This is a genomic window from Leucobacter japonicus, assembly GCF_001273855.1.
Lineage (GTDB): Bacteria > Actinomycetota > Actinomycetes > Actinomycetales > Microbacteriaceae > Leucobacter > Leucobacter japonicus.
The window spans coordinates 105,931-130,470 of the sequence record NZ_JHBX01000077.1 but is presented as its reverse complement, the minus strand read 5'-3'; the positions used below and the strand labels follow the sequence as shown (position 1 = coordinate 130,470).

The following is a 24,540-nucleotide window of genomic DNA, read 5'->3' as shown; positions in this document are numbered from 1 at the left end:
CAATCGTGGTGATACCTGCATCCAGGGTACTGGACGGCCAGTCAATCCCCAGGTCGGGGGTATCGCGCAGCCAGGCCCGAGCGGTACCCTGCCACTGGAGGCACCGGCGCCACGACGAGACGTGGACGGCACACACGAGGGGGTTCCCACATGGCCGATCGAACACTCCGAGGAACGCGCATCGGCGCGACCAGCCTGCAAGGCGAGGCGGGCGTCGAGCTCTCCCCACGCCGTTCGATCGAGTACCTCACCGATCGCGGCGTGCGTTTCACCGTCATGTTCGATGCCGATGCGGAGCCACCCGCAGAGTGGGTCGATCAGAAGAGCGGTGAGACTGGGTTTCTCGACGACGAAGCCGGTCGAGCCGCACGTGCGGAGTTCGAGGAGAAGGGTGCCTCGCAGCGCACGCCCTGGGACATGCTGATCGAGCGTCGCACGCGCGAAGAGCTCGAGGAGCTGCTCGAAGAGCGTCTCCAGCTCTTGCGGCAGCGCCGCGGCACGTCAAGTTAACGTGCGCCGCGGCCGCCCCAATCCGACGATTCCGGCGATCAGACCCGCGATTCCCAGCCCGGTCGCGACCCACACAATCGCTGCGCCGAAACGCAAGGCCGGGGTCTCCCCGGTCACCAGCGGCACTTCCGCCACCATCGCGTCTGCCGTGAATGCGCGCAGCCGTGCGAGATCCGATCCGTCCGGGGCAATGATGGCGCTCGTGCCGACGGTGGAATCGTTGACGACTGCGCGCCCCGTCTCCACCGCGCGCGTTCGCGCGATCGCCAGTTGCTGCACGCTTTCATCGGTGTGCCCGAAATCGGCGTTGTTGGTCTGAGCGAAGATCACTTGGGCTCCGTCGCGCACCATCTCCACCGCCTGCGGGTCGAAGATGATATCGAAGCAGATGGCGATGCCTGCCTGCACGACCCCCGCGGGCGTCTCGACGTCGAGCGCGGCCGGCCGGGAGCCCGGCGAGTACTCGAGCTGCACGAGATCGACTAGGTCGGGCACGATGGCGTGGAAGAACGGTCGGTTGGGCATGTACTCCGCGAACGGCACCGGGTAGCGCTTGTCGTAGCGGTCCCCCGTCGGGCCGTCTTGCTGCCAGACGAGTGAGCTGTTGCTGTAGGTGCCATCCGGGTTCGCGAGCACCGACCCCACCACGATCGGCGCGCCCGCGCGCTGTGACAACTTCGCAAGTCGTTGGCTGCGAATGACGTTCTCCGGCAGGCCGAACTCCGCACTGTTCTCGGGCCAGACGATGACGTCGACCGATTCACCCGTCGCCTCCAACTGGTCGAGCAGCTGCTCCGTCGCGTCGAAGTGATCCCGGATCACGCCGCCCGCTTCGCGGTCGTCGAAGATTCCGGATTGCGAATTGCCCTGCACTGCGGCGACGCGCAGCGTGCCCGTGCGCTCGAGTGGGGCCGCAGGCAGCAGCGCCAGCACGACGAGCAGGGCGAGCCCGGCCCCCGTGCTCAGCATCAGCGGTCGCCGCAGCAGGCCGCGACGCTCGGAACCCGCCGCAGACATCTCAGTCGAGCGCGAACGACGATTGAACGCGACCGCGACAGGGAACGCGCACACCACAGCAATGCAGGCGCCCAGACCGGCGAACCCGAGCCACGATACCGATTGCAGCAGCGGGCTGTCGGCCTGCGTCGTCGCCAAGCGCCCCCACGCGAACCCGCCGTAGGGCCACGCTCCCTGCACTTGCTCGCGCAACACCCAGAGGCCGGCGACCGTGACGGCCTGCGCAGCCGAGATCGCCCAGGCGAGTCGACGGTCACCCCCTGCTGTGCGAGTGCCGCTACCGAAGCGGGCGAGCCCGCGCGTCGCAGTTGCGGCGAGCACCCCGAACAGACCGAACCAGAGCAGCATGAGCGAGCTCAGCGCCGCCCACGGAATCGGCCCGAGGTACAGGGTCAGCCACGAAATGTGCGGCATCCAGAACGCTGCGCCGGCAGCGGAGCCGCTCAGCAGCGCCCACGCTGCAGGCTGCTGCCAGACCGCAGCGCAGATCAGCGCGACCGCGGGAAATACGAGCGGCCACCAGGCGAGGCCGGGCGTCGCTGCATCGAGCAGCAGACCGCCCGCGAGCGCACTCATGAGAGCGACCCACCGTCGCAGCGCGACCACACCACCGCGGTCGACGCGGAGCAGCACCGACCGGCGTACCCACCGCGTCACGATGAGCTCGACGCTTCGACGATGCCGCGCTTCACCGAGCGCTTGGCCTCTCGCGCCAGACGAGCGAGCGCACCAAGCCGGTCTTCATCGAGCTCGTCGAGCACGGCGGCCTCGCACGCCTGAGCGACCTGGTCGAGCAGGTCGATCGTTTGCTTCGCCCAGCGCACGAAATCACCCGCACCGATTCCTGAGGACTCAAGTACCCGCTCGATCGGCCGACCGGCAGCCCAGCCATGCATGGTCGCGGCGAGCCCGGCGTGCGGCAGCTCGCTGCGCGTGAGTCGGGATCGCTCGGCGAGATCATCGAGACGCACCCAGAGGTCGAGCACACGATCGTAGGCAGCAGCGAACGCGGCGCCACCCGGGAGTCGCGGTTCGCCCTCATCATCGCGGCGCGGCTCGTAGCTGAGTACACAGGCCATGGCCGCGAGACCGGCAGCATCAAGGCCGCGCCAGGTGTCTTCGCGAATACACTCGGCGATCAGCAGATCACGGTCGCCGTAGATTCTGCGCAAGAGATTGCCCCACTGCGTCACGTTCACGTCACCATTGCGATCCGCCTCGACGTATTCGAGTTCGAGCAACTGATCGACGACGCGGTCGAACGTACGAGCGATGGTGCCCGTGCGCGAGGCGATCTGACGCCGTCCGCGCTCGACGCGTCGACGCAGTTTGCGCGCGCGATCTTCCCATCGCTTCCGATCCGATCCCTGCGCCCTGGCGGCGGCCTCGTCGTACCCGGCGAGCGACTCCTGCTCCGCGCGCAGCTCGCGGGCCTGATCGACGACGGCGCGGTCGGCTTGGAACTGCGCGAACGACAGCTCCAGCGTGTCGCGCGCCCGCGTGAGATCCATACGTTGCAGGAGGTTCACCGCCATGTTCGCGGTGGGGCGAAAACTCGAACGCACCGGGAACGAACGCGCCCCGGCCAGGTGCGCCAGCGCTTCGAGGTCGACCCCATCGCTCCACACGACAACGGCGTGCCCTTCGTGGTCGATGCCCCGTCGCCCGGCGCGGCCGGTGAGCTGTGTGAACTCCCCCGAGGTCAGCGGCACGCGCTGTTCCCCGTTGAACTTGTCGAGGCGCTCAATCACCACGGCTCGAGCCGGCATGTTGATGCCCAGCGCGAGGGTCTCAGTCGCGAACACGAGCTTCACGAGTCGTCGCTGGAACAGCCGTTCGACGACCGCTTTGAAGGCGGGCAGCAAGCCGGCGTGGTGGGCCGCGACGCCGCGTTCGAGGCCGGCCAGCCACTCGCGGGCACCCAGCACACGCTGCTCTTCGTCGGTCATGCCGGCGATCTCGGCACGGGCGATACGACGGATCTCGTCGCGTTCCTCCCGGGTCGTCAGTGCGATGCCCTCGTACAGGCACTGCTTCACAGCTTGGTCGCACCCGTTGCGACTGAAGATGAAGACGATGGCGGGGAGCAGTTCGGTCTCGTCGAGTGCTCGGGCGATGTCGGATCGCGAGATCCGCTTCGAACGCCGCACGGGGGGCCGCCCGCGCGCGCGATCTCGGCCCGACTCGTAGCCGTGACTCCCCCGGCCGGATCGCCCATCGCGACCCCCGCGACCGCCCCGAGACCCGCCGCGACCATCGAGCACGTGCAGCTCCGGGTTGATGCGACCTCCGGTCGCAAGTTCGCCGGCACGATCGACGTACAACGGCAACAACGCCCGCGACGTGAGGACGTGCTGGTACAGCGGCACCGGACGGTGCTCAGAGAGAATCACGTCGGTGTCGCCACGCACCGCGTGCATCCAATCCCCGAATTCCTCGGCGTTCGAAACGGTCGCGGAAAGCCCGACGATCCGCACCCGCTGCGGCAGGTGCAGGATGATCTCCTCCCAGACTGCCCCGCGGAACCGATCACCGAGGTAATGCACCTCGTCGAGCACCACGCACTCGAGCTCGTCGAGCGCGTGCGAGCCCGCATAGATCATGTTGCGGAGCACTTCCGTCGTCATCACGACGATCGGCGCGTCACCGCGGACGTTCACGTCGCCGGTGAGGAGCCCCACCTCTTCTTCGCCGTATGTCGCGCAGAGCTCGCGAAACTTCTGGTTCGACAGCGCCTTGATGGGTGCGGTGTAGAAGATTCTGGCATCGCGCTCCCGGCGGGCAAGATAGACCGCGAACTCCGCAACTGTGGTCTTGCCCGACCCGGTCGGTGCGGCAACCAGTACGCTGCGCCCCTCTTCCAGGCGCTCGCACGCGGTGCGCTGGAACGCATCGAGCGGATACTGCAGCGACGCGGCGAACGCAGCCACGGCGGTCTCGATCAGCGGCGCCTCATTCGGCACGGTGTCCCCCTCTGTCGCGCCGGTCATCGCTCAGCGATGGCCGGGCTGGTTCGTATCGTTCGTGCGTTGCGGCGCATCGAGGTCGTAGGCCGCGAACTCCTCGGCACGGCGCTTATCGACGCGCCGATCGTGCAGAATTGAGATTCCTGCGGCCGTAAAGTACAGCACGATGATGGGCGCGGCGAGCAGGAACATGCTCATCAGATCGGCAGCCGGCGTCGCGATCGCGGCGAAGAGAATGATGGCCAAAATCGCAATCCGCCAGCTCCGCAGGATCGACGCGCCTCTGAGCACACCGATGAAGTTCAGCATGACGAGCAGCACCGGCATCACGAACCCGACGCCCACAGCGAGCACGAGCTTGATCGCGAAATCGAGATAGCTTCGTGCGTTGAGATTGAAGGTGTCTTCGGTGGGCTGGAAGCTCGCCAGTAATCGAACGATGTTCGGCAGAACGAGCCAGCCAGCGTAGGCGCCGCCAAGGAACAGCGGCACCGCTGCGGCGAGAAAGCCCACACCGGTGAGCTTCTCCCGGCGGGTCAGCCCCGGCGCCAGGAACGCCCAGATCTGGTAGAGCCACACCGGCGAGGCAAGAATGACGGCGATGAACAGCGCGATCTGCACCTTGGTGTCGAACCCGCTCGAGATGTCACCGTAGGAGATCTGCGCGTCGCGCCCGACCGCAGCAAGATCTTGCACCGGGCTGCGCAGCATGTTCCACACCCAGTCGGAGAGGAACCAGCCGGCGACCAGCGCGACGACGATCGCGACAGCGGAGATGAGCAGGCGCTTACGGAACTCGACGAGGTGCTCCCCGAGGCTCATGCGCCCCTCGGGATTGCGCCGCTTCCGCGCCTGTTCAGCCATTGCCTCAGTGTATCTCAGCAGATACCGAGAACCCGCCGTCTGCGCCCCGTCACTCGTCGTACGACGCCAGGGCGCGTTCCGCCCATTCCGCCACGCTGGCGCGCGCTGACGCCGGCGCGACGATCTCGATGTCACCGGGGAGCACCTGCACGACCTGCACCGCGGCCCACGGGTGCCACGCCGCGATCTGCAGACGCAGACGTCCGTCGTCGAATTCTTCGACGATCTCAGGGGCGAATCCTCGCAACCGGGCAGCGGCCTGCGGTGAGGCGAGCGCCTCGATGAGAATCGCCGGAGGCTCCTGATCGGCCGGCTCACTCGCAGCGGACTCGCGCGACGTGGCGATACTTGGGCCGGATGCTGATGCCGCAGGCCACGGCGCAACTCTCACCTGGCCCGCGGGTGCGTCTGTATCGACCAGGCGCAGCCCCGAGATTTGATCGAGCCGGAACGTGCGCTCCGCAGCACGCTCGAAGCAGTATCCGCGCAGATACCAGGTCCCCGTCCCCTGCGTCAGTAGCCGAGGGAGCACCGTGCGGCTCGTCTCCGCACCCGCCGCATCGCGATAGCGGAACGAGAGACGCCGCCCCGATTCGATTGCGGAGAAGATGGCCGCGACCTCCGGCTGCTCCGTCGACGGCGCAATGGAGACCGCGGCGAAGCCAGACGAGCCCAGAGCTGCACCCAGTTTTTCTGCGGTGCTGCGCGCCAACGCCGCGTCTTCGGGCCCGAGCATGGCGGTGAGCGCCTGTAACCCGGCCACGAGCGCCGCGGTCTCCTGTGGCGCAAAGCGAGGCGCTTCCTCAACAGCGACCGTGCGCGTGAGGCTGACCGTGTCATGCAGCTCGAGCGCGTCCCAATCGATGTCGAAGAGGTCTTCGTCTTGGTAGCTCAGCGTCTCTCCGGGCACGCCGGCGGTGCCGAGAAATCGAACGAGGGTGCGGAGGAGCCGCGGGGCGACTCCAAATCGCTCGGCGAGTTCCGGCACCGGCACGGGACCGGCTTCGCGCAAGTAGGCGACGAGTGCCAGGAGCAGGGTGACGCGATCGGGGCCGAGGAGCGCGCTACGCACGGTGGCCTCCTTCGTGGGGTTCGGCGCTTGAGGGATCGAGGCCGGCACCTCTGCCGTGCGCTGCCGCGATGCGCCGGAGTCCCGCGATGACGAGCGCTCGCAACTCCGGCGGATCGCACACCGTCACATCGGGGCCGAAGCCGATGAGCTCATCGGCGAGCAGATGCGTGTCGAGCACGCCGAGTTCGACGTCAGTCGTGCCGCTCTCCGCGTCTGCGAGAGCCTCCCTTCGAATTCCCGGAGTGCCGCGTGAGGTCAATCGCGCCTCTGCGATACTGCCGCGTCGTACCCGCAGCATGGCACGGCGCTCACTGCGCAACCGTTCGAGGTCGGCGATCGCGATGTCGACGACCGGCGCGAGGTCATCAGGAATGCGCTCTTCGAGCACGTGCACGGTGCCCTCGATGCGCCCGAGCAAAAACGTGCGCGGCGACGCGCGGTCGAGATCCCACGACACCAAATGCCAGCGACCTTCGGCGCGATGCAGGCGCAGCGGGGCGACGCGGCGTTCAAGCGCCGTGTCGCGATCCGGCATGCGATAGGCGAACGTCACCACCAGGCCAGCGTCGATCGCGGATTGCAGTGGCGCGGCCGAGGGCTCCACTGAACCGAGTCGCGGAGCAATACCGAGATGCTGCACGTCGAGTCCGGCCCCCAGCGCCTCAAGCTTCATGGCCGCGCGCCGCGATTCGGCACTCAGGCTTCCCTCGCTCCAAGCGAGCGCTGCCAGACGGAGCAACATGAGCTCGCGCTCGCTGAACCGCAGGTCGGCCGGAAACTGCAGCAGATCCTTGGCGATCCGGTACCGCGTGAGCTGGTTGTTGCCGATCTCGGACGGATCGTCGAATGTCTCGATGGCAATGCCGAGTTCGCGCAATTGCTCCTTGTCGCGCTCGAACTGCTTCTCCAGCGACGCACTGATGTCGCCATGCGAGTAGCGATCGGCGTACCCGTACACCGACGAGAGGAGCTCCCGCTTCGTCGAGCCGTTCGGGCTGACGACGAGCGCGAGTACGAGGCTGAAGAGACGCTGCTCGCTCGGCACGCGCGATCGCTGCGCGGACGCCCCGCGATCCGCACCCGCCGTCGTACCGGACGAGCCGCCTGCCATTGCCGAACTCAGTTGACTCCGACGATGTCAACGACGACCACGCGTGCGGTCGACCCCGACTCGTGTTCGAGCACGACGACCTGCGAGCCGACCTTCGCGCCGGTGAGTTCCGTGCGGTAGGTGTTCCCGGACTGAGCAATGTCGGCTTCCGACCCCACGCGGATCACGCTGGAATCCCAGGTGTTCTGCTGCACGGTGCCGCTCCAATCGACCGAGAGCACTTGAGCAATCACGCTGTCGTCCGCGGTGACCTGCTTGCCGTCGCCTTCGATGCGCACTGCGGAAGTCGTCGCACCCGGTGCTTCCGTGGGCGGCAACACCATGCCGGGGCGGCCGTCCTCGGTCGTCACGATCGCGGGGTACCCGTTGGGCAGACCACGCACCGGGCCATCGGCGCGGAGCGGGCCGGTCGTCTCGACGTCGATCACCCCCACAATGGAGGCGCCGGTCGGAGCACCCAGCTGCCCGGCGAGCTGCGCGCTGTCATCTGGCGAAAGCGCGAGCACGACCCGGTCACCCGGGACCGTGCACCGCACGGCCTCACTGAGCGGGTTCGAGACGTCAGCGGAGACGAGCAGCAGTTCGGGGCTCGCCGCGTCATCCGAGAACCCAGCGCTTTCGTAGAGCGGGTCGCCGCCCGTCGACGCGAAGAACGCCATGTTGACGCCCACAACCGTGCCCTCGTCGGCAACGTGAACATTGGCGTCGCCGGAGTCGACGACGGTGCGCTGCGTGGTGTCGATCGAGACATTTTTCGGCACCGAGACCTGCGGCTGCTCACCGAATCCGCCGAGCACTGTCGTTCCGTCGCTCAGCGCGCCGGGCTGCAGCACCGACGAGCAGTCGGCCGCCTGCGCCTGCTGCGCACTGCAGCCGGTGACCCCGGCCAGAAGCAGCACGGCGGCTGCGGTTGCGGGAACGATGCGACGAAGCATGAGCACCTCTCGAGGAAGCCGATGTGAACCCGGCCATCTTATCGAATCGGCCCTGGGCACGAGCACACGGAGCGCTCGCACCCGGACCCGGACTATTCGGATTCAGGCAGTTCCGCGCCGCGCTCATCCGCGAACTGACGCGCCTCGCGCACCTTCTTGCGCAGGATCTTGTCGCTCTTGACCCGCTCACCCACAGCCTCCGGCGTCCAGACCTCAGCGCCCTCGGGCGCCTCGCCCTCAGGACCCAGATCGGGCAGCCAGTTGCCGAGATCAGCCGCACTGAAGTCGCTCTTCGACGCACGGCGCTTGAGTTCGGGGAGCACCGTGCCCGGCGCCAGCCGGCGCGCGGTCACCAGGAAGCCTGTGTGCGCCACCATGCGGTGATCCGGGCGCACCGCGAGTCCTTCGACGTGCCAACCGCGCACCAGCGTCTCCGATGCTTGGGGGTGCGCGAATCCTCCGTGGCGACGAATTTGCTCGACCGTGCGCGACAGTTGGGTCACGGTCGCGACGTAACAGATGATGACGCCGCCGGGCGCCAGAGCATCGGCGGCGACGTCAACGCACTCCCATGGCGCAAGCATGTCGAGCACGACCCGGTCGATCGTTCCGCTGCTGCAGACCGCGGGCAGCGTCTCCTGCAGATCACCGACGGTCACCGTCCAGTTCGGTGGGATCGAGCCGGCGAATGCCGCCACGTTGCCCGTGGCGACATCGGCGAACTCCTCACGACGCTCGAACGAGAACAGCTCCCCCGTGGTGCCGACACCGCGCAAGAGATGCAGGGAAAGCGCCCCCGACCCCACACCGGCCTCGACCACGCGAGCGCCCGGGAAGATGTCGGCAAGGGAGAGGATCTGCGCCGCGTCCTTCGGATACACGATCGCCGCTCCGCGGGGCATCGACATCACGAAATCGGAGAGCAACGGGCGCAGTGCCAGGTATTCCTCACCGCTGCTGTTCGCGATCACCGATGCGTCGGGGAGCCCGACGATATCGGCGTGGGCGATGACGCCCCGATGGCTGTGGAACTCGCCGCCAGTCACCAGCGTGATCGTATTGATGCGGCCTTTCGGGCCAGTCAGTTGCACGCGGTCTCCGTACACGAGCGGGCCGCGGAGTGCCGGCGATCCGGAATCCGAACCTTCGGCAACAGCACCCGCAGACAGGTGTGCATCGCGCAACTCGGCGAATCGGGCGCTCAGTGCCTCGGCGTCGATGCCCGAGAGCGTCGGCCAGATCTCGTGCGCCGGAGAGGTTGAGAGGTCGAGCAGATTCGGGATACCGATCGCAACCGCGCCGGATGCCTCGGCCGAGGTCACGCCAGTGACCGAGTCCTCGAGCGCGAGACAGTCTGAAATATCGACGCCGACGAGCGCGGCTCCGCGCAAATACGGATCGGGGTGCGGCTTCTCGTGAGCGACCTCGTCACCGCCGATGATGTCGACAAAGAGCCCTGCAGGGAGCATGGCGACGACAGCGTCCGCAATTTCGCGCACCGCCATCGTGACGAGTGCACTCGGAATGCCCGCGTCGCGCAGCGAATGAAGGAGCTCGACCGCGCCGGGGCGCCAGAGCGGTTCGGATGACGACAGGCCTGCGATGACTGAGGTCGTCCACTCGGAGATGATCTCGTCGGTGCTCAGGGGCACCCCGAGTTCCTGGAAGCGGCGCGCTGCGGCCTGCAGCCCAGACCCGACGAGGGCGTCGCGGATCTCATCGGTGAACTCGATGCCGTAGCGGTCAAGCATGCCGATTTCGGCTTCGAGCCAGACGGGCTCCGAATCGATCAGGGTGCCATCCATGTCCCACAAGACGGCGGCGGGGCGGGTGGCGGAAGTCCGCTCAGAGAGGAATGCATTCATCAGCACCAGTCTACCGATGCACAGCCGATACCCTGGATGCTATGTCTGTTCCTCCTGCACGACCCCGAGTGCTCATTCTCGCCTTCCAAGGCTGGAGCGATGCCGGCGACGCGACGACGGAGGTGCTGCAGCATCTCGGAGGACTGATCGATTCCGAGGTGTTGCATGTCATCAGCGCCGAGGGGTACGTCGACTTCCAGGTGCACCGCCCCAAGCTGGTGTTCGATGATGCGGGCAAGCGTCAGCTGGAATGGCCAGACACGCGCCTCTACGGTCCGATCCAGCGCCCGGGTGAGCACCCGGCTCCCGGTGACGATGACACTCGCGAGACCGTGCGACGCATCGACGGCACCCCGGTGACCGATCTCTTCCTGCTGCCCGGCGTCGAGCCGGCCCGCGACTGGCAGAACTTCGCCGACGAGATCGTCGAGCTGGTCGATGTCTGGGCGATCGATTTTGTGGTGATCCTCGGCTCGATGTTCTCGGATGCGCCGCACACCCGCCCGATCGTGACCACGATGACGTCGGAGAATGAGGCCCGACGCGCGGAAACCGGTGCGGTGCGCAGCACGTACGAGGGGCCCGCGGGTATCTCGTCGGTGATCGATCTCGCGCTGGGCGACGCGGGTATCGAGACGCTCTCGCTGTGGGCGCAGGTGCCGCACTACGTGCACAGCACGCCGTCACCCAAAGCCACACTCGCACTGCTCGACAAGCTCGAGGAACTCCTCGACATCGTGATTCCCCGCGGGGAACTGCTCGTGCAGGCCAATGAGTGGGAGGCGAACATCAACCGCATCGCCGAGTCCGACGAAGAGATGACGCGCTATATCCGCAAGCTCGAAGAGAATCGCGATGAGGAGCTCGCCGCGGAGACGACGGGCGACGCGATCGCGCTCGAGTTCGAGAAGTTCTTGAAGGGCGGTTCGCGGTTCGCGCGCGATGTCGACGCTGTTGCGTCAGCCCCCGTGCAGGATCGCCCGGCACCCGACGAGTCCGGAACCGAAGCTGGCGGCGCGCCCCCCGAAGACGACAAGAATGACGACTCCGAGGAGCGGCCGGGAGCGCAGCCCTAGAGGCGCACTCCCAACAGCGCGAGCACTGCATCGGAGATGAGCCCGGGCGAGTCCACGCCCTGATCGAGCGCAGCATCGAGCGTCGCCAGCATGACGGGCGTATCGAGGTCGTTCGCGATCGCCGAGCGCAACTGGCGCAGCACCGCAGCCGCAGCCGCAGGCTCTGCACTCTCCCGCGTCAGACCGGCGCGCCAGGCGTCGAGGCGTCGCTGCGCGGTCTCCAGGTCGGCGTCGTGCCACTCCCATTCTGAACGGTAGTGGTGCGCAAGCAGGCCGAGTCGGATCGCCGAAGGGTCGGCGCCCCCGTTCAGGAGTTTGGAGATGAAGACCAGGTTGCCCCGAGACTTCGACATCTTATGCCCCTGGTAGGCGACGAGGCCGGCGTGGCAGTAGGCGTGAGCAAGCGGCGTTCCCGAGAGCGCTGTCGCGTGTGCCGCGGTGAACTCGTGGTGCGGGAACACGAGGTCGGAACCGCCGCCCTGCACGGTGAACGCACCGCCGAGAGCGCCGCGAGCGATCACCGAGCACTCGATGTGCCAGCCGGGTCGCCCTTCGCCAACCGGGCTCTCCCAGCTGGGCTCTCCTGCGCGCGCGGCGCGCCAGAGCAATGGGTCGAGCGCACCGCGCTTGCCTGGCCGCTCGGGGTCACCGCCGCGCTCCGCACTCAGACGCAGCATGAGATCGCGGTCGTAGGGTGCCACGTCACCGAGGCGCCACTGCGACTCGCGCTCCGCGGCCGCGGTGTCGAAGTAGATATCCGATCCGGCTGCGTCCTCGGTTGGCACGTGGTACGCAAACCCCCGATCGAGCAGCTCGCGCACGGCATCGGCGATCTCGTCGATCTGTTCGGTGACCGCGACATAGTGCTCGGGCGGCAGCATGCCGAGGCGATGCATATCGGAGCGGTAAAGCCCGATCTGCTCGTCAGCCAGTACTCGCCAATCGACCCCGGTATCGTTCGCGCGCTCGAGGAGCGGATCGTCGACGTCGGTGATGTTCTGGGCGTAGACGGTCTCGATGCCGGCGTCGCGCCAGGCGCGCTGCATGATGTCGAACGTGAGGTAGGTGAAGGCGTGCCCGAGATGCGTCGCATCGTACGGCGTGATGCCGCACACATAGAGGTGCGCGCGGCCTTCCGGAATCGCGGGGTGCTCGAGGCGCTCCGTCGCGGTGTTGAAGAGCTTGGGCGCGACGCCCTCACCGGGCAGGTCGGGCAGCTCCGGAGGAGTCCAGGTTCTCAACGCAGTGCTCCCGCCACGAGCACGGACTGGCCCGCATCGGCCGCACCCTGCGCGACGGCTCCGCCGTCGGCCGAGAGCACACCGGTCGAGAGCAGCACAATGATGACCGCACCGATGACGACGCGGTAGATCACGAAGGGCAGGAAGCTGCGCTTCGAGATGTACTTCATGAACAAGCCGATCACGAACAGTGCGATGACGAAGGCGACGACGGTGGCGATGAGGGTCAGCCCCATCGGCGTTTCCCCGGCCGGTGCGCGCAGCGCCTTGAACACCTGATAGAAACCGGAGCCGAGCACGGCCGGAATGGCGAGCAAGAACGAGTAGCGTGCCGCAGCCTCACGACGGTAGCCCATGAAGAGCCCCGCGGTGATGGTGCCGCCCGATCGCGAGACGCCCGGAATGAGCGCGAGCGCCTGCGCGAACCCGTAGACGAGCCCGTGCTTCCAGGTGAGCTTCTCGAGCGGGCGCGTGTTGCGGCCGACGCGATCGGCGATCCCGAGCAGCAGGCCGAAGACGATGAGGCTGATCGCCACGAACCACAGCGATCGCAGTGTGGTCTCGATCTGATCCTGGAAGAGCAATCCCAGCACGACGATGGGCAGCGTGCCGATGATGATCCACCAGCCCATCAGCGCGTCGGGGTCGTTGCGCGGCACGCGCTTGCCGCCGAGCGACTGGGCCCATCGGCCGATGATGCGCACGATGTCTCGCCAGAAGAACACGATGACCGCGGCCTCCGTGCCGATCTGGGTGATCGCGGTGAACGCTGCCCCGGCATCGCCGATGCCGAGCAGCTCGCTCGCGATGCGCAGGTGCGCACTCGACGAGATGGGCAAGAACTCGGTGAGCCCCTGGATGATACCGAGGAGGATCGCCTCGAAGATTCCCATGATTCCTTTCCTGGCTGCGCGGCCTCGTCAATCGGACGCGCGGCATGTGGACCGCGGACCAGAATAACCCACCGGCCGGGAGAAGTCCCCGACCAGCGGCGCGCGGCGCGGCTCGCGGACGATCGGTCGCCGCTCGTGAGCGACGGCGCGGTCACCGTCGCGACCGCGCGGCCCGTGTCAGTAGGTGCGCAGCAGGTCTACGAGCACGGCATGGCCGAAGTCGAGCGCATCGAGCGGCACGCGCTCGTCGACGCCGTGGAACATGCCCGGGAAGTCGAGGTCGGCGGGGAGCCGAAGCGGAGCGAATCCGTACCCGGTGATGCCGAGTCGCGCGAGCGACTTGTTGTCAGTGCCACCGGAGAGCAGATACGGCAGCACGCGGGCCTCGGGGTCGGCACGGCGCAGGCTGGCCGTCATCGCCTCGACAAGCTCACCAGCGAACGGCACCTCGAGACCGATGTCGGAGTGCACCTGCTCCACTTCGATGTCGTCGCCCACGATGGCGCGAATCTGGTCAAGCACGGTGTCTTGGTCGGCGGGCAGCGCCCGGACGTCGACGAGGGCCTCTGCCGTGTCCGGGATCACGTTGTGTTTGTAGCCGGCCTGCAGCACCGTCGGGTTGCTCGTGCTGCGCAGGCTCGCCTGGATGAACCCGCCCGCCTTGCCGAGACGCAGAATCAGCTCCTCCGGGGCGACTTCGTGCGGGTCCTCCCCGAGGATGCCGGCGATCGCGTCAACGAGTTCGCGCGTGGTATCGGTGAGCGTCACCGGCCACTCGTGGCGACCGAGCGTGGCGATCGCTTCGGCCAGTCTCGTCACCGCATTGTCGTGCCAGACCCGAGAGCCGTGCGCAGCGGTGCCGCGCGCGCGCAGACGAATCCATTCGAGCGACTTCTCCCCCGTCTGAATCAAGTAGGCGCGCGTTCCCGAGATATCGATCGAGTACCCGCCGACCTCGCTGATGGCCGTGGCCGCACCGGCGAAGAGTTCGGGGTGGTGGTTGACGAGGTACTGGGCGCCGTAGACGCCGCCGTTCTCCTCATCCGCGAAGAAGGCGAGGATGACCTCTCGCCGCGGCCGCTCGCCGGCGCGCAGCAGTTCGGCGATGGCGGTCAGGATCATGGCATCCATGTCCTTCATGTCGACGGCGCCGCGCCCCCACAGCATGCCGTCCTTGATCACCCCGGCAAACGGGTCGACGGTCCAGTTCGCCGGATCAGCGGGCACGACATCGAGGTGGCCGTGCAGCACCAACGCGGGCAACGTCGGATCTGATCCGGCGACGCGCGCGATCACGCTCGCCCGGCCCGGATCGGACTCGAAGATCTCGGGCTCGAGCCCGAGATCGCGCAGGTAGGCGGCGACGTATTCGGCGGCCGGCCGCTCGGGCTCCGCGTCGCCGCCGCCGCGATTCGTCGTATCGATTCGAATCAGGTCGCGGGCGACTCGTGCCGTTTCTGACAGCTCGTGCTCGGCGCTTTCGGGGGTTTCGACGGTCATGCTCCCAGCGTAGTCTGCACGAGGGCGAGCGGCCCGGAGATGACGCCCAGGGGCACGTGTCCACGCGCGGCCCGTCGTTCGACCGAGCCGCGCGATAGGCTCGCGACGTGATGACGCGCTCCGTTCCCCTCACCGGATTCCTCCTCGCAATCGGCTCCGCGGCGAGCTTCGCGCTTTCCGGCATCTTCGCGAGCGCACTGATCGCTGCCGGCTGGTCGCCCGGGGCGGCCGCGACCGCGCGCATTGTCTGCGCGGCGATCGTGCTCGCGGGCCCGACGCTCGTCATGCTGCGCGGCAATTGGCAGCTCGTGCGACGCGCTTGGAAGTCGCTGGTGCTGTTCGGACTGCTCGCGGTCGCCGGGTGCCAGCTCGCATTCTTCCTCGCGGTCGAGTTCATTCCCCCGAGCCTGGCGCTGCTCATCGAGTTCACCGGCCCCGTGTTGCTGATGCTCTGGTTCTGGGTGCGCACCCGCGTCTCGCCCGGCGCGATCACGCTCCTCGGCGCCGCGATCGCGCTCGCCGGGCTCATCGCGATCTCCGCGAGCGGCGACGCCGGCGGTGCGCTGCACCCGCTCGGCATCGCATTCGCGCTGGTAGCCGCGGTGGGCAACGCGGCCTACTACGCGACGGGCGCGTCTGCAGACCACGGCATCGCACCGCTGCCGTTCGTGGGTTTGGGTCTCGCGGTCGCGGCGATCCTGCTCGCCGTCGTGAGCGGCACCGGCCTGCTGCCGTTCCGCGCGACGGCCGACCCCGTCGTCATCGCGGGCGCCGAGCTGCCCCCGGCACTGGCGGTCACCGGTATGGTGCTCATCTCGACGGTGCTCGCCTACGTGCTCGGTGTGGCCGCCGCGCGCCGCCTCGGGGCGACCGTCGCGAGCTTCACGGGCTATTCCGAACCCCTCTTCGGCATCTTCTGGACCATTGTGCTGCTCGCTGTCGTTCCGACTGGACGACAGTGGCTCGGCGCCGCATTGATCATCGCGGGTGTGATCGCGGTGAAGGTCGGCGAGCTGGTGCGGGCGCGCGGGCGGCGCGGGATCACCGCGCGTATGCCAGCCGACCGAGATTGATGTTGCACACATGAGTGCACTATTCTGCACTCATGTCACTGGAACCCGAAGCGCTCGCCTCCCTCATCGGGCAGCGCGTGAGAGCAGAACGCACCGCGCTCGGCTGGAGCCTTGACCGGCTCGCCGACGTCGCGACCGTCAGCCGTCGCATGGTCGTCAACGTCGAACAGGGGGCGGTGAATCCGAGCATCGGCACCCTGCTGCGCCTGAGCGATGCGCTCGGCATCGGGCTCGCTGCCCTGGTGCAGCCGCCCGAGCCCGCCATCGCCCGAGTCACTCCGGCCGGATCCGGCACCGCCTTCTGGCGCGGCGAGCACGGGGGCGTCGGCACCCTCCTCACCGCGACTGACGTCCCTGACGTGGTCGAGCTCTGGGACTGGACGATGGAACCCGGCGACGCGCTCGTGAGCGAGCCCCACACCGACGGCACCCAGGAGCTGCTGCACGTGCTGCAGGGCACTCTGAACGTGCGCGTCGATGGCACGGATTACTCGTTGCACCCCGGCGACGCCATCACGTTCGCCGGGAGCACCGCTCACGAGTATCGCAACGACGGCGATGCGACGACACACTTCACCATGACCGTGTTCGAACCCGGCGTGGGCGCGGCTCGTCGTGCGGAGTCACCCCATGCGTGAGCGCGCACCCGTCGCCACCGGCCACCCGACCGCGGCGCGGCGCATTCCGCCCTGGAGCCTCGCGGTGACGGCCATGTTCCTCATTCAATTGTCGAGCGCGCTCTCGGTGACACTCATCACCGAGGTCGGCCCCGCCACCACGGCGTGGCTCAGGCTCACCATGGGCGCCATCATCTTTCTCCTCATCGCTCCCCCCCGCCTGCGATCGATCAGACGGAGCGACCTGCTGCCGCTTCTCGGGCTCGGCGCCGCGAGCGCACTCATGAGCGTGGCGTTCCTCGCCGCCGTCGCCCGCATTCCGCTCGGCACCGCCGTGGCGATCGAGTTTCTCGGGCCGCTCGCGGTCGCCGCACTGCGCAGCCGTTCGAAGAGCATGATCGCATGGCCGGCGCTCGCCCTCATCGGCGTCGTGTTGCTGACCGAGCCGTGGCACGGAACCGCCGACCTGCCCGGCATCGGCTTCGCCTTGCTCGCGGGAGTCGGCTGGGGCAGTTACATCCTGCTGACGCAGCAGGTCGGCGACCGATTCCCCGGCATCAGCGGGCTCGCGATCACCATTCCCATCGCAGCGCTCTGCTCAACCGCAGTGGGAGTGCCCGGCCTCGCTGCGAACTTCGAGTGGCGGTTCCTCCTCATCGCGCTCGGCCTCGCCGTCATCGCCCCCGTGCTGCCTTTCGGCCTCGAGATGCTCGCACTCAAGCGCATGACCCCAACCGCATTCGGCACCCTGATGGCCATCGAACCGGCCATCGGCCTGCTGCTCGGTGCGGTCGTGCTCGGGCAAGCCCCCGGGCCGGTGCAGTTCATCGGGATCGCGATCGTGGTGATCGCCGGGGTCGCATCTCAACGCGGGGGCACCCGCGCGGGTGTCGGCGATCCTGCCGTCGCGCCGCTCTCGGAATAGGGTCGGAGAACGAGAAAGAGGCCCTCCCGAAGGAGAGCCTCTTACGTTCGTGCGCGGAGGGGGACTTGAACCCCCACGCCCTAATACGGGCACTAGCACCTCAAGCTAGCGCGTCTGCCATTCCGCCACCCGCGCGAACGATCCGGACCTTCATCGGCCGAACAGAAGATAACTTAGCACGAATTCTCGGGGCGAATCGAATCGGCCTGGGATCTCGCGCGCGTCGCGCCCTGCGACCCGTCATCACCGCCCGGATGGGCGTCCGATTGCCGCTCGGATCGCCCCTGTGGCCCGCGCGAGATCGCCCGGAGCGAGCTCGATGTCCAGACCGCGACGTCCCCCGGAGACGAGCACGGTGTCGAACGCATCCGCCGTGCGATCGATCACCGTCGGCAACGCCGTGCGCTGCCCCAGCGGGCTGATGCCGCCGACCACATAGCCGGTCTTGCGCTCCGCGACCGCCGGATCCGCCATGACGGCGCGCTTCCCCCCGAGGGCGCCCGCGAGAGCCTTCAGGTCGAGCATCCCCGCAACGGGAACCACGGCGACGGCGAGCGAGCCGTCGACCTCGGCGAGCAGGGTCTTGAACACCCGCTCCGGGGCGATACCGAGCTCGCGCGCTGCCTCCAGACCAAAGTCGGTGATCGACGGGTCGTGGGTGTAGGCGTGCGCCGAAAACGCGATCCTTGCACGGGTCAGAGCGACGGTGGCAGGGGTGGACGCTCCCCCGGACTGCTTCTTGGCCATAGCGGCCAGCTTACGGTTGCAGACGCCGCCGCAGCAGTTCGATGCGTTTCTGCAGCTGCGTCACCGACGCCTGAGCCACGGCCGGGCCGCCGCAGACGCGACGCAACTCCGAATGGATATCTTTGTGCGCGTCACCCGAGACCTTCGAGTACATGCCGACCAGCGAGTTGAGCAGCTTGCGCTGTTCACCGAGGGTGCGATGCAGCGCCTCGGGCGACTCCGACCGCTCGGGCGCGTGTTCGAGAATGCCCTGGCGACTCGCACTGCGTCGCGCCTGGCGAGCCTGGCGCTGTTGCAACAGCGCCGCGACTTCCTGCGGTTCGAGCAGCCCGGGGAAGCCCAGGAACTCGAGCTCTTCCTCGGTTTCCACCTCCGCGTATCCGCCAAACTCGGCACCGTCGAAGACGGCACGGTCGAAGTGCGCGTCTGATGACAGTGCTTGGTAGGTGAACCCTTCGCCCTCGAGCAGTTCAGACGACGCCTGATCTCCACGCTCGGCCTCCGCCATCAGCGCGGCCTCGGCATCCCACATTTCTTCGGCGCTCTTCGGCCCCTCGAGCACGTGGTTGCGCTCTTTTTCGAGCTCCGAGGCGAGTTGCATAAGCGCGGGCACATTCGGAATGAAGACCGAAGCGACCTCGCCGCGTCGCCGTGATCGCACGAATCGACCGATCGCCTGCGCGAAGAACAGCGGGGTCGATGAGCTGGTTGCGTAGACGCCGACGGCGAGCCGGGGCACATCGACGCCCTCGGACACCATGCGCACCGCCACCATCCAGCGCGACTCGCCCTTCGAGAATTCGTCGATCTTCTCCGAGGCTCCGGAGTCGTCCGAAAGAATGAGCGCGACGGGCTCCCCCGTGATGTCGTGCAGCTGCTGAGCGTACGATTTCGCCGACGCATGATCCGTCGCGATGACGAGCCCGCCGGCGTCATGGATTTGCTGGCGCACCTCGGTCAGGCGTCGGTCTGCGGCACGCAGCACCTTTCCGATCCAGTCACCGGCGGGGTCAAGCGCCGTGCGCCAGGCCTGCGATGTGACATCTTTGGTATTGCCCTCACCGAGCGCGGCCTCCATCTCTTCGCCCGCCGACGTCTGCCAGCGCATCTTGCCGGCATAGACCATGAAGATGACGGGGCGCACGATCCCGTCGGCGAGTGCGCGGCCGTACCCGTAGTCGTAGTCCGTCATCGAGAGCCGGGAACCGTCGCCCTGCGGCGCGTACTGCACGAACGGAATGGGCGCCTCGTCGGAACGGAACGGGGTTCCCGTGAGCGACAGGCGCCGGCGCGCGTTGCCGTAGGCCTCGCGGATGGCGTCACCCCAGCTCAGCGCGTCGCCACCGTGGTGCACCTCGTCCATGATGACGAGCGTGTCTTCGTGCTCGGTGAGCAAGCGATGCTGCACCGGCTTCATCGCGACTTGCGCGTAGGTGACGGCGACCCCGTGATAGTGGCGCCCGTAGGCGAGACCATCGCTGTTCGAATACGACGGGTTGAGCCTGATGCCGGCTCGCGCCGCTGCATCCGCCCACTGCGTCTTGAGATGCTCAGTCGGCGCGACGACGATGATCTGCTTCACGGTGTGGTTCGAACGCAGGATCGCCGCAAGTCGCAGTGCGAATGTCGTTTTGCCGGCACCGGGCGTTGCTGAGGCGAGAAAGTCGCGCGGGCTTTCGTCGAGGTAGCGCTTGATGGCCTCCTCTTGCCAGGCGCGGAGCGTGCCGGCAGTACCGTGCGCGGCGCGCTCCGGGTACGCGGGGGGCAGGTGCTCAGCTGCACTCGTGCCCGGAAGGTGGAGGCCCGGGTCCGAATCTGTCACGACGTTCTAGACTATCGCTGTACGCCGAACGCCGCGCGCTCGGCAGAACCTGTGCGATGCGTATGCGACGGCCGGGTTCTTCGATTCGAACCCGTAGATAACCGAATTCCCCGAGGTGAGCAATGGCACACGATGGCAGCATCGACCGGAGCGACGTCGAACTCCCCTGGTCTCGATTCGTCGCACTCGGCGATTCGTTCACCGAGGGCGTGGGCGACCCCGACGCCGACAGCCCGGGCGGGTTGCGCGGATGGGCCGATCGGTTCGCCGAGGTACTCGGCGCCTACAGCGATGAGTTCGCCTACGCGAACCTCGCGGTGCGCGGCAAGCTGATTCAGCAGATCACCGACGAGCAGGTGGAGGCCGCGCTCGATTTGCGCCCCGACCTGATCAGCGTCTGCGCGGGCGGCAATGACGTGATTCGCCCCGGCACCGACCCCGATGAGGTCGCCGCCAAGCTGGAGCGCATCGTCGAACGGCTGAGCGTGGGCGGAGCGACCATTCTGCTCTTCACGGGAGTCGACACCGCCTTCCAGCCCGTGTTCCGTTCGATTCGCGGCAAAGTGGCGATCTACAACGAGAACGTGCGCAAGGTCGCGCAGCGGCACGACTGCATCGTGGTCGATCAGTGGGCGCTCGAAGAACTGCACGACAGCCGCTACTGGGCGGGCGATCGACTGCATCTGAATGCGCTCGGCCACCACACCATCGCCCTCGCGGCACTGGATGCGCTCGGCGTGCCCCACGACCTGGTGCCGCTCGATCCGCCGCCACTGCCGATCCGCAATTGGCGCGAGGCCCGGCGCGAGGACGTCGTGTGGGCGCGCGAGCACTTCGTGCCGTGGGTCATTCGTCGCATCAAGCACGTGTCGTCGGGCGATCACATCGAACCGAAACGCCCCGTTCCTGCGGCGGTGCGCGCATCGCGTCACGGGGCTGACGAAGCCTAGGTCGAGCGAGTAGGGTGGGCCGCATGACTCACCTCACGAAGCAGATCGCAGACACCCTCGTCCAGGTCGGCGTCCACTCGGCGTACGGCGATCCGGTCGAGGTCGACGGCACCACCCTCATTCCCGTGGCCTACACGGCCTACGGGTTTGGTGCGGGCGAAGGCGCCGGTGCCGGCGAGGGCGTCGCCCAGGGTGAAGGCTCGGGCGGTGGTGGTGGCGGTTTCGCCGTGCCGCTGGGTTCTTACGTCACCCGTGAGGGAACGACTCGGTTCGAACCCAACATCATCGCACTGCTCGCCGTGGGCGTGCCCTTCGTGTGGGTCGCCGGGCGGGCGCTCTCCCGCATCATCCGAGCCCTCAAGAAGTAGCTGGCCGCCAGGTCCACGGCCCGGTCGGTACGGCCGCCGGGTCGAACCTGCTGAGTACCGTCGCCGCGGTCACGCGCTCCCCCGGCTGTGCCAGATGGAGCGAGCTCGCGAGCCACCCGAGCACCTCGCCGTCGGAGGCGCCGGCATCGCGCAGTTGTCCGAGCGTGACGGCACCGTCGCGCTTTGCGAGTCGCGCCCCTGTCGGACCGAGCACGAGTGGGACATGCGCGTACTCGACTTCGGGCGGCGCGGGCAGACCGAGCAGACGCTGCAGCAGAATTTGCCGAGGCGTCGACGGCGCCAGATCGTCACCGCGCACGACCTGGTCGACGCCCATCGCAGCATCGTCCACCACCACTGCGAGGTTGTACGCGACCGTTCCATCGCCGCGCAGCAGCACGAGATCATCGATATCGCCGTGCACCGGGCCGAGCACTCGATCAATGAAGCTGGGCGCCGACGTTCCCTCGGGTACGCGCAGCCGCACGGCGGGCAGCCTCGGCGCAATGCGCGCTCGCGCCGCGGCGCGCTCGGCCGGCGTTCGCTCGCGGCAGGTGCCGGGGTAGGCGCCGGGTGGCGCGTGCGGAGCGCTCGGCGCAGCCAAAATGTCTTTGCGGGAGCACGTGCATTCATAGACGAGGCCGGCATCGCTCAGCTGCGCGATCGCGGCGGCGTAGGCCGCAGCCCGATCCGATTGCTGAACCGGCTCGTCGTCCCAGTCGATGCCGATGCGCGCGAGATCGTCGAGTTGCCGCCGAGCCGCTCCTGCATCCCGCGCGCGGTCGAGGTCTTCGATGCGCATCAGGAAGCGTCGCCCCGATGCGCGTGCGAAACACCACGCGAGCAGCGCGGTGCGCAGATTCCCGAGGTGCAGATCACCCGAGGGGCTGGGCGCGTATCGACCGGCTCCGGCTGGCGATGTCATACCTGCCATCCTCCCATGCGCACGAGGTGCCGGATCACCCACCCGCGATAGCCTGGGGATTCGACCAAGGAGGCCCGTGTGAATGCTGTTCCGACCCCTGACGCGGCACCGAGCGGTGCGGAGCCGAGCGGTGCGGAGCCACCGATCGCCGAACTGAGGACGTCTCTGGGCGATCGACTGGTCGCCGATCCCGAGCTCGTTGCTCGGTTCGCACGCGATTCCTCTCGGGCGCTGCTCGATGGCGCCCCCATCGCCGTGGTGCTCGCGGAGACGACCGCAGACGTTGCGACAGCGCTGCGTTGGGCGCACCGCACCGGCGTCGCGGTCAGCGTACGAGGCGCCGGAACCGGGCTCGCGGGCGGCGCGATGGCATACGCCGGCGGGCTCGTCATCTCGCTCGAACGCATGAACCGCATCATCGACATCGACGCAGAGAATCGTCTGGCAGTCGTGCAGCCCGGCGTGATCACGGCTGAGCTCGACGATGCGGCGCGCGAGCTGGGGCTGTTCTTTCCGCCCGATCCGGCCAGCGCGCGCATCAGCACCGTAGGAGGCAACATCGCGACCAATGCCGGCGGCCTGCGCTGCGTCGCGCACGGAGTGACGAGCGACTCGGTCGCCGCGCTCGAGGTCGTGCTCGCAGACGGGCGAGTGCTGCGCACCGGTTCGCGCACCCGTAAGAACGTCGTCGGTTACGACTTGACGCGCCTCTTCGTCGGTTCGGAAGGCACCCTGGGCGTCATCACCGAGGCCACCGTGCGCCTCAAGCCAGTGGCACCGGGCACGCCCCGCACGTTCCGCGCAAGCTTTCCGACGCTCGAGTCAGCGGGCCGAGCCGTGACTGCCATCGTGGGCAGCGACCTGCACCCTGAGGTACTCGAACTCATGGACGCGTTGAGCGTCGAGATCATCGAGTCGTTCCAGCCCAGCGGATTGCGCGTTCCCGCGGGCGCGATGCTCGTGGGCCAGACGACGGGGCTCGATGCCGAGCAGCGCGCCGTGGGCATCACCGTCCTGTGCGCGTCACTGGGTGCCGACGACACCGAGGTGTCGGAAACCGATGCGCTGCTCGAGGCACGCCGCCTCTCGAATCCGGCACTGAACGCGCGTGGCCTGAAGATTTCCTGCGACGTGGGGGTGCCCGTTGCTGCACTCGCGACGGTGTTCCACGAGATCGGTGAGATCGCGGCCAGACACGGCAAGCGCGTGTCCACGGTGGCGCACTCCGGCGACGGCAACCTGCACAGCACCGTGGAATCACCGGATACGCCCGAGGGCATCGCCGCGGCCGATGCGGTGATCGATGACATCACGCGCCTCGCCCTGTCGTTGGGCGGCACGATCTCGGGTGAGCACGGCATCGGCTCGGTGAAGCGCCACGAGCTCGGGTGGCAACTGGACGACACCGCCCTCGAAGTGCAGCGCGCGATCAAAGCCGCGCTCGACCCCCAGGGCGTCCTCACGCCGCATCGAGCCATTTGACTCCTCCTTGTCAACCGCCTCCCCAGCAGCATGCGGCCGCGCAAAGCTGGTGATCCCGGTACACCCAGACAAGGAGCACATATGACCCACAGCGAGCTGACCCCGGAAACCGTCATCGAACTCATGCGCGAGGAGCGCTTCGTGATGCTCTCCACTGCGACCGCCGCGGGCAAGATCGTCTCTCATCCGATGACGCCGCAGCAGATCACGGACGACGGCACGGTCTGGTTCTTCATCGGACTGCAGGGGGATCAAGCGGATGCGATTCGTTCGAACCCTCAGGTGAACCTGGCGTTCGCCGAAACCGGCAGCTGGCTTTCGGTAGCGGGCGAGGCCGCGTTCGTCGATGATCGCACGAAAGCCGCAGAGCTCTGGGACGGCGAGGTCGACGCCTACTTCGAGGGTGGGCTCGACGATCCGAATCTCGGATTATTGCGCGTCTCGGGCGAATCTGCGCAGTACTGGGGCGTGCCCGGAGGTCGCGTGATGGCGGCAGTTAAGATCGCAGCGGCGAAGGTGCTGGGGCAGGAGAGCCCGGGGAAGTCGGGAACGACCGAACTCTAGAAGCAGCCGGCTTGCAC

At 67.7% G+C, this 24,540-nt stretch carries 22 protein-coding genes, 1 tRNA gene and 1 pseudogene; 9 read left to right on the top strand and 15 right to left on the bottom strand.

Going from position 1 to position 24,540, the window contains the following annotated elements:
- Positions 1–150 precede the first annotated feature (150 nt).
- A complete protein-coding gene (locus tag AMS67_RS01775; RefSeq protein WP_053385832.1) occupies positions 151–510 on the top strand; it encodes an RNA polymerase-binding protein RbpA in 360 nt (119 codons plus the stop codon).
- On the opposite strand, the gene lnt is transcribed toward AMS67_RS01775, so the two are convergent.
- The 8 genes and pseudogenes from lnt to AMS67_RS17935 all read right to left on the bottom strand — a co-directional run.
- Complete coding sequence (lnt, locus tag AMS67_RS01770; protein WP_241487958.1) at positions 502–2,184, bottom strand: apolipoprotein N-acyltransferase; 1,683 nt, start codon at positions 2,182–2,184, stop codon at positions 502–504. The genes AMS67_RS01775 and lnt overlap by 9 nt on opposite strands.
- Positions 2,181–4,517: a DEAD/DEAH box helicase gene (locus AMS67_RS01765; protein WP_053385830.1), complete on the bottom strand. Its 2,337-nt coding sequence runs from the start codon at positions 4,515–4,517 to the stop codon at positions 2,181–2,183. The genes lnt and AMS67_RS01765 overlap by 4 nt, the downstream gene beginning before the upstream one ends.
- A 3-nt stretch (positions 4,518–4,520) precedes the next feature.
- A complete protein-coding gene (gene tatC / locus AMS67_RS01760) occupies positions 4,521–5,357 on the bottom strand; it encodes a twin-arginine translocase subunit TatC (RefSeq protein ID WP_193787057.1) in 837 nt (278 codons plus the stop codon).
- 49 nt (positions 5,358–5,406) lie between these two features.
- Positions 5,407–6,429 carry a helix-turn-helix transcriptional regulator gene (locus AMS67_RS01755; protein ID WP_053385829.1) on the bottom strand — a complete coding sequence of 341 codons (1,023 nt, stop codon included), beginning with the start codon at positions 6,427–6,429 and terminating at the stop codon, positions 5,407–5,409.
- Positions 6,422–7,540, bottom strand: a complete 1,119-nt coding sequence (locus tag AMS67_RS01750) for a helix-turn-helix transcriptional regulator (RefSeq protein ID WP_053385828.1) — start codon at positions 7,538–7,540, stop codon at positions 6,422–6,424. Before AMS67_RS01750 ends, AMS67_RS01755 begins: the two co-directional genes overlap by 8 nt.
- Before the next feature lie 8 nt (positions 7,541–7,548).
- Entirely contained in the window at positions 7,549–8,475 is a 927-nt protein-coding gene (locus AMS67_RS01745) for a hypothetical protein (RefSeq protein ID WP_053385914.1), read from the bottom strand.
- A gap of 92 nt (positions 8,476–8,567) precedes the next feature.
- Positions 8,568–9,644, bottom strand: coding sequence for a tRNA (adenine-N1)-methyltransferase (locus tag AMS67_RS17940; protein WP_053385913.1), 1,077 nt, complete (start codon positions 9,642–9,644; stop codon positions 8,568–8,570).
- Between the two features lie 123 nt (positions 9,645–9,767).
- A pseudogene (locus AMS67_RS17935) lies at positions 9,768–10,340 on the bottom strand (HAD family hydrolase); the annotation flags it as partial.
- Between the two features lie 41 nt (positions 10,341–10,381).
- Here AMS67_RS17935 and AMS67_RS01735 point away from each other — a divergent pair.
- Positions 10,382–11,416, top strand: a complete 1,035-nt coding sequence (locus tag AMS67_RS01735) for a PAC2 family protein (RefSeq protein ID WP_082305217.1) — start codon at positions 10,382–10,384, stop codon at positions 11,414–11,416.
- On the opposite strand, the gene mshC is transcribed toward AMS67_RS01735, so the two are convergent.
- From mshC to AMS67_RS01720, 3 genes are all read right to left on the bottom strand, one after another.
- Positions 11,413–12,657, bottom strand: coding sequence for a cysteine--1-D-myo-inosityl 2-amino-2-deoxy-alpha-D-glucopyranoside ligase (gene mshC / locus AMS67_RS01730; RefSeq protein WP_053385827.1), 1,245 nt, complete (start codon positions 12,655–12,657; stop codon positions 11,413–11,415). The two genes, AMS67_RS01735 and mshC, sit on opposite strands and share 4 nt — an antisense overlap.
- A complete protein-coding gene (locus AMS67_RS01725) occupies positions 12,654–13,550 on the bottom strand; it encodes an undecaprenyl-diphosphate phosphatase (RefSeq protein WP_053385826.1) in 897 nt (298 codons plus the stop codon). Before AMS67_RS01725 ends, mshC begins: the two co-directional genes overlap by 4 nt.
- 177 nt (positions 13,551–13,727) lie before the next feature.
- Positions 13,728–15,050, bottom strand: a complete 1,323-nt coding sequence (locus tag AMS67_RS01720; protein ID WP_053385825.1) for a M20/M25/M40 family metallo-hydrolase — start codon at positions 15,048–15,050, stop codon at positions 13,728–13,730.
- Positions 15,051–15,160: 110 nt separating this feature from the next.
- Between AMS67_RS01720 and AMS67_RS01715 the strand changes: the two genes are divergently transcribed.
- From AMS67_RS01715 to AMS67_RS01705, 3 genes are read left to right on the top strand one after another with little or no spacing between them, the layout of a single operon-like run.
- On the top strand, positions 15,161–16,123 hold the full coding sequence (locus tag AMS67_RS01715) for an EamA family transporter (RefSeq protein WP_053385824.1): 963 nt from the start codon (positions 15,161–15,163) through the stop codon (positions 16,121–16,123).
- A 32-nt stretch (positions 16,124–16,155) separates the two neighbouring features.
- The gene (locus AMS67_RS01710) at positions 16,156–16,761 is read left to right on the top strand and encodes a helix-turn-helix domain-containing protein (protein WP_053385823.1); all 606 of its coding nucleotides are present in this window, start codon (positions 16,156–16,158) and stop codon (positions 16,759–16,761) included.
- Positions 16,754–17,665 (top strand): EamA family transporter, encoded by a 912-nt coding sequence (locus tag AMS67_RS01705; RefSeq protein ID WP_241487957.1) that lies wholly within the window; start codon positions 16,754–16,756, stop codon positions 17,663–17,665. The genes AMS67_RS01710 and AMS67_RS01705 overlap by 8 nt, the downstream gene beginning before the upstream one ends.
- A gap of 50 nt (positions 17,666–17,715) precedes the next feature.
- On the opposite strand, the gene AMS67_RS01700 is transcribed toward AMS67_RS01705, so the two are convergent.
- The 3 genes from AMS67_RS01700 to AMS67_RS01690 form a co-directional block, all read right to left on the bottom strand.
- Positions 17,716–17,800, bottom strand: a tRNA-Leu gene (locus tag AMS67_RS01700).
- Positions 17,801–17,908: 108 nt separating this feature from the next.
- Entirely contained in the window at positions 17,909–18,412 is a 504-nt protein-coding gene (gene ybaK, locus AMS67_RS01695; RefSeq protein ID WP_206541728.1) for a Cys-tRNA(Pro) deacylase, read from the bottom strand.
- Between the two features lie 10 nt (positions 18,413–18,422).
- Positions 18,423–20,234: a DEAD/DEAH box helicase gene (locus AMS67_RS01690; RefSeq protein WP_053385821.1), complete on the bottom strand. Its 1,812-nt coding sequence runs from the start codon at positions 20,232–20,234 to the stop codon at positions 18,423–18,425.
- Positions 20,235–20,356: 122 nt separating this feature from the next.
- Here AMS67_RS01690 and AMS67_RS01685 point away from each other — a divergent pair, with 122 nt between their 5' ends.
- Both AMS67_RS01685 and AMS67_RS01680 read left to right on the top strand, forming a co-directional pair.
- On the top strand, positions 20,357–21,184 hold the full coding sequence (locus AMS67_RS01685; protein WP_053385820.1) for an SGNH/GDSL hydrolase family protein: 828 nt from the start codon (positions 20,357–20,359) through the stop codon (positions 21,182–21,184).
- Between the two features lie 23 nt (positions 21,185–21,207).
- Entirely contained in the window at positions 21,208–21,552 is a 345-nt protein-coding gene (locus AMS67_RS01680; RefSeq protein ID WP_053352971.1) for a spore germination protein GerW family protein, read from the top strand.
- On the opposite strand, the gene gluQRS is transcribed toward AMS67_RS01680, so the two are convergent.
- On the bottom strand, positions 21,542–22,477 hold the full coding sequence (gluQRS, locus tag AMS67_RS01675; RefSeq protein WP_053385819.1) for a tRNA glutamyl-Q(34) synthetase GluQRS: 936 nt from the start codon (positions 22,475–22,477) through the stop codon (positions 21,542–21,544). The two genes, AMS67_RS01680 and gluQRS, sit on opposite strands and share 11 nt — an antisense overlap.
- A 78-nt stretch (positions 22,478–22,555) precedes the next feature.
- Here gluQRS and AMS67_RS01670 point away from each other — a divergent pair, with 78 nt between their 5' ends.
- Both AMS67_RS01670 and AMS67_RS01665 read left to right on the top strand, forming a co-directional pair.
- Positions 22,556–23,959: an FAD-binding oxidoreductase gene (locus AMS67_RS01670; protein ID WP_241487956.1), complete on the top strand. Its 1,404-nt coding sequence runs from the start codon at positions 22,556–22,558 to the stop codon at positions 23,957–23,959.
- Positions 23,960–24,040: 81 nt separating this feature from the next.
- Positions 24,041–24,523, top strand: a complete 483-nt coding sequence (locus AMS67_RS01665) for a pyridoxamine 5'-phosphate oxidase family protein (protein ID WP_053385818.1) — start codon at positions 24,041–24,043, stop codon at positions 24,521–24,523.
- Positions 24,524–24,540: the final 17 nt, after the last annotated feature.

What these genes read in the sequence shown, in the direction of transcription:
- AMS67_RS01705 (WP_241487957.1), top strand. Translation starts at nt 16,754, where the DNA reads ATGCGTGAGCGCGCACCCGTCGCCACCGGCCACCCGACCGCGGCGCGG.
- AMS67_RS01665 (WP_053385818.1), top strand. Translation starts at nt 24,041, where the DNA reads ATGACCCACAGCGAGCTGACCCCGGAAACCGTCATCGAACTCATGCGC.
- AMS67_RS01685 (WP_053385820.1), top strand. Translation starts at nt 20,357, where the DNA reads ATGGCACACGATGGCAGCATCGACCGGAGCGACGTCGAACTCCCCTGG.
- tatC (WP_193787057.1), bottom strand. Translation starts at nt 5,357, where the DNA reads ATGGCTGAACAGGCGCGGAAGCGGCGCAATCCCGAGGGGCGCATGAGC.
- AMS67_RS01735 (WP_082305217.1), top strand. Translation starts at nt 10,382, where the DNA reads ATGTCTGTTCCTCCTGCACGACCCCGAGTGCTCATTCTCGCCTTCCAA.
- gluQRS (WP_053385819.1), bottom strand. Translation starts at nt 22,477, where the DNA reads ATGACATCGCCAGCCGGAGCCGGTCGATACGCGCCCAGCCCCTCGGGT.
- AMS67_RS01715 (WP_053385824.1), top strand. Translation starts at nt 15,161, where the DNA reads ATGACGCGCTCCGTTCCCCTCACCGGATTCCTCCTCGCAATCGGCTCC.
- ybaK (WP_206541728.1), bottom strand. Translation starts at nt 18,412, where the DNA reads ATGGCCAAGAAGCAGTCCGGGGGAGCGTCCACCCCTGCCACCGTCGCT.
- AMS67_RS01725 (WP_053385826.1), bottom strand. Translation starts at nt 13,550, where the DNA reads ATGGGAATCTTCGAGGCGATCCTCCTCGGTATCATCCAGGGGCTCACC.
- AMS67_RS01745 (WP_053385914.1), bottom strand. Translation starts at nt 8,475, where the DNA reads ATGCTTCGTCGCATCGTTCCCGCAACCGCAGCCGCCGTGCTGCTTCTG.
- AMS67_RS01720 (WP_053385825.1), bottom strand. Translation starts at nt 15,050, where the DNA reads ATGACCGTCGAAACCCCCGAAAGCGCCGAGCACGAGCTGTCAGAAACG.
- AMS67_RS01710 (WP_053385823.1), top strand. Translation starts at nt 16,156, where the DNA reads ATGTCACTGGAACCCGAAGCGCTCGCCTCCCTCATCGGGCAGCGCGTG.
- AMS67_RS01765 (WP_053385830.1), bottom strand. Translation starts at nt 4,517, where the DNA reads ATGACCGGCGCGACAGAGGGGGACACCGTGCCGAATGAGGCGCCGCTG.
- AMS67_RS01775 (WP_053385832.1), top strand. Translation starts at nt 151, where the DNA reads ATGGCCGATCGAACACTCCGAGGAACGCGCATCGGCGCGACCAGCCTG.
- AMS67_RS01750 (WP_053385828.1), bottom strand. Translation starts at nt 7,540, where the DNA reads ATGGCAGGCGGCTCGTCCGGTACGACGGCGGGTGCGGATCGCGGGGCG.
- AMS67_RS01680 (WP_053352971.1), top strand. Translation starts at nt 21,208, where the DNA reads ATGACTCACCTCACGAAGCAGATCGCAGACACCCTCGTCCAGGTCGGC.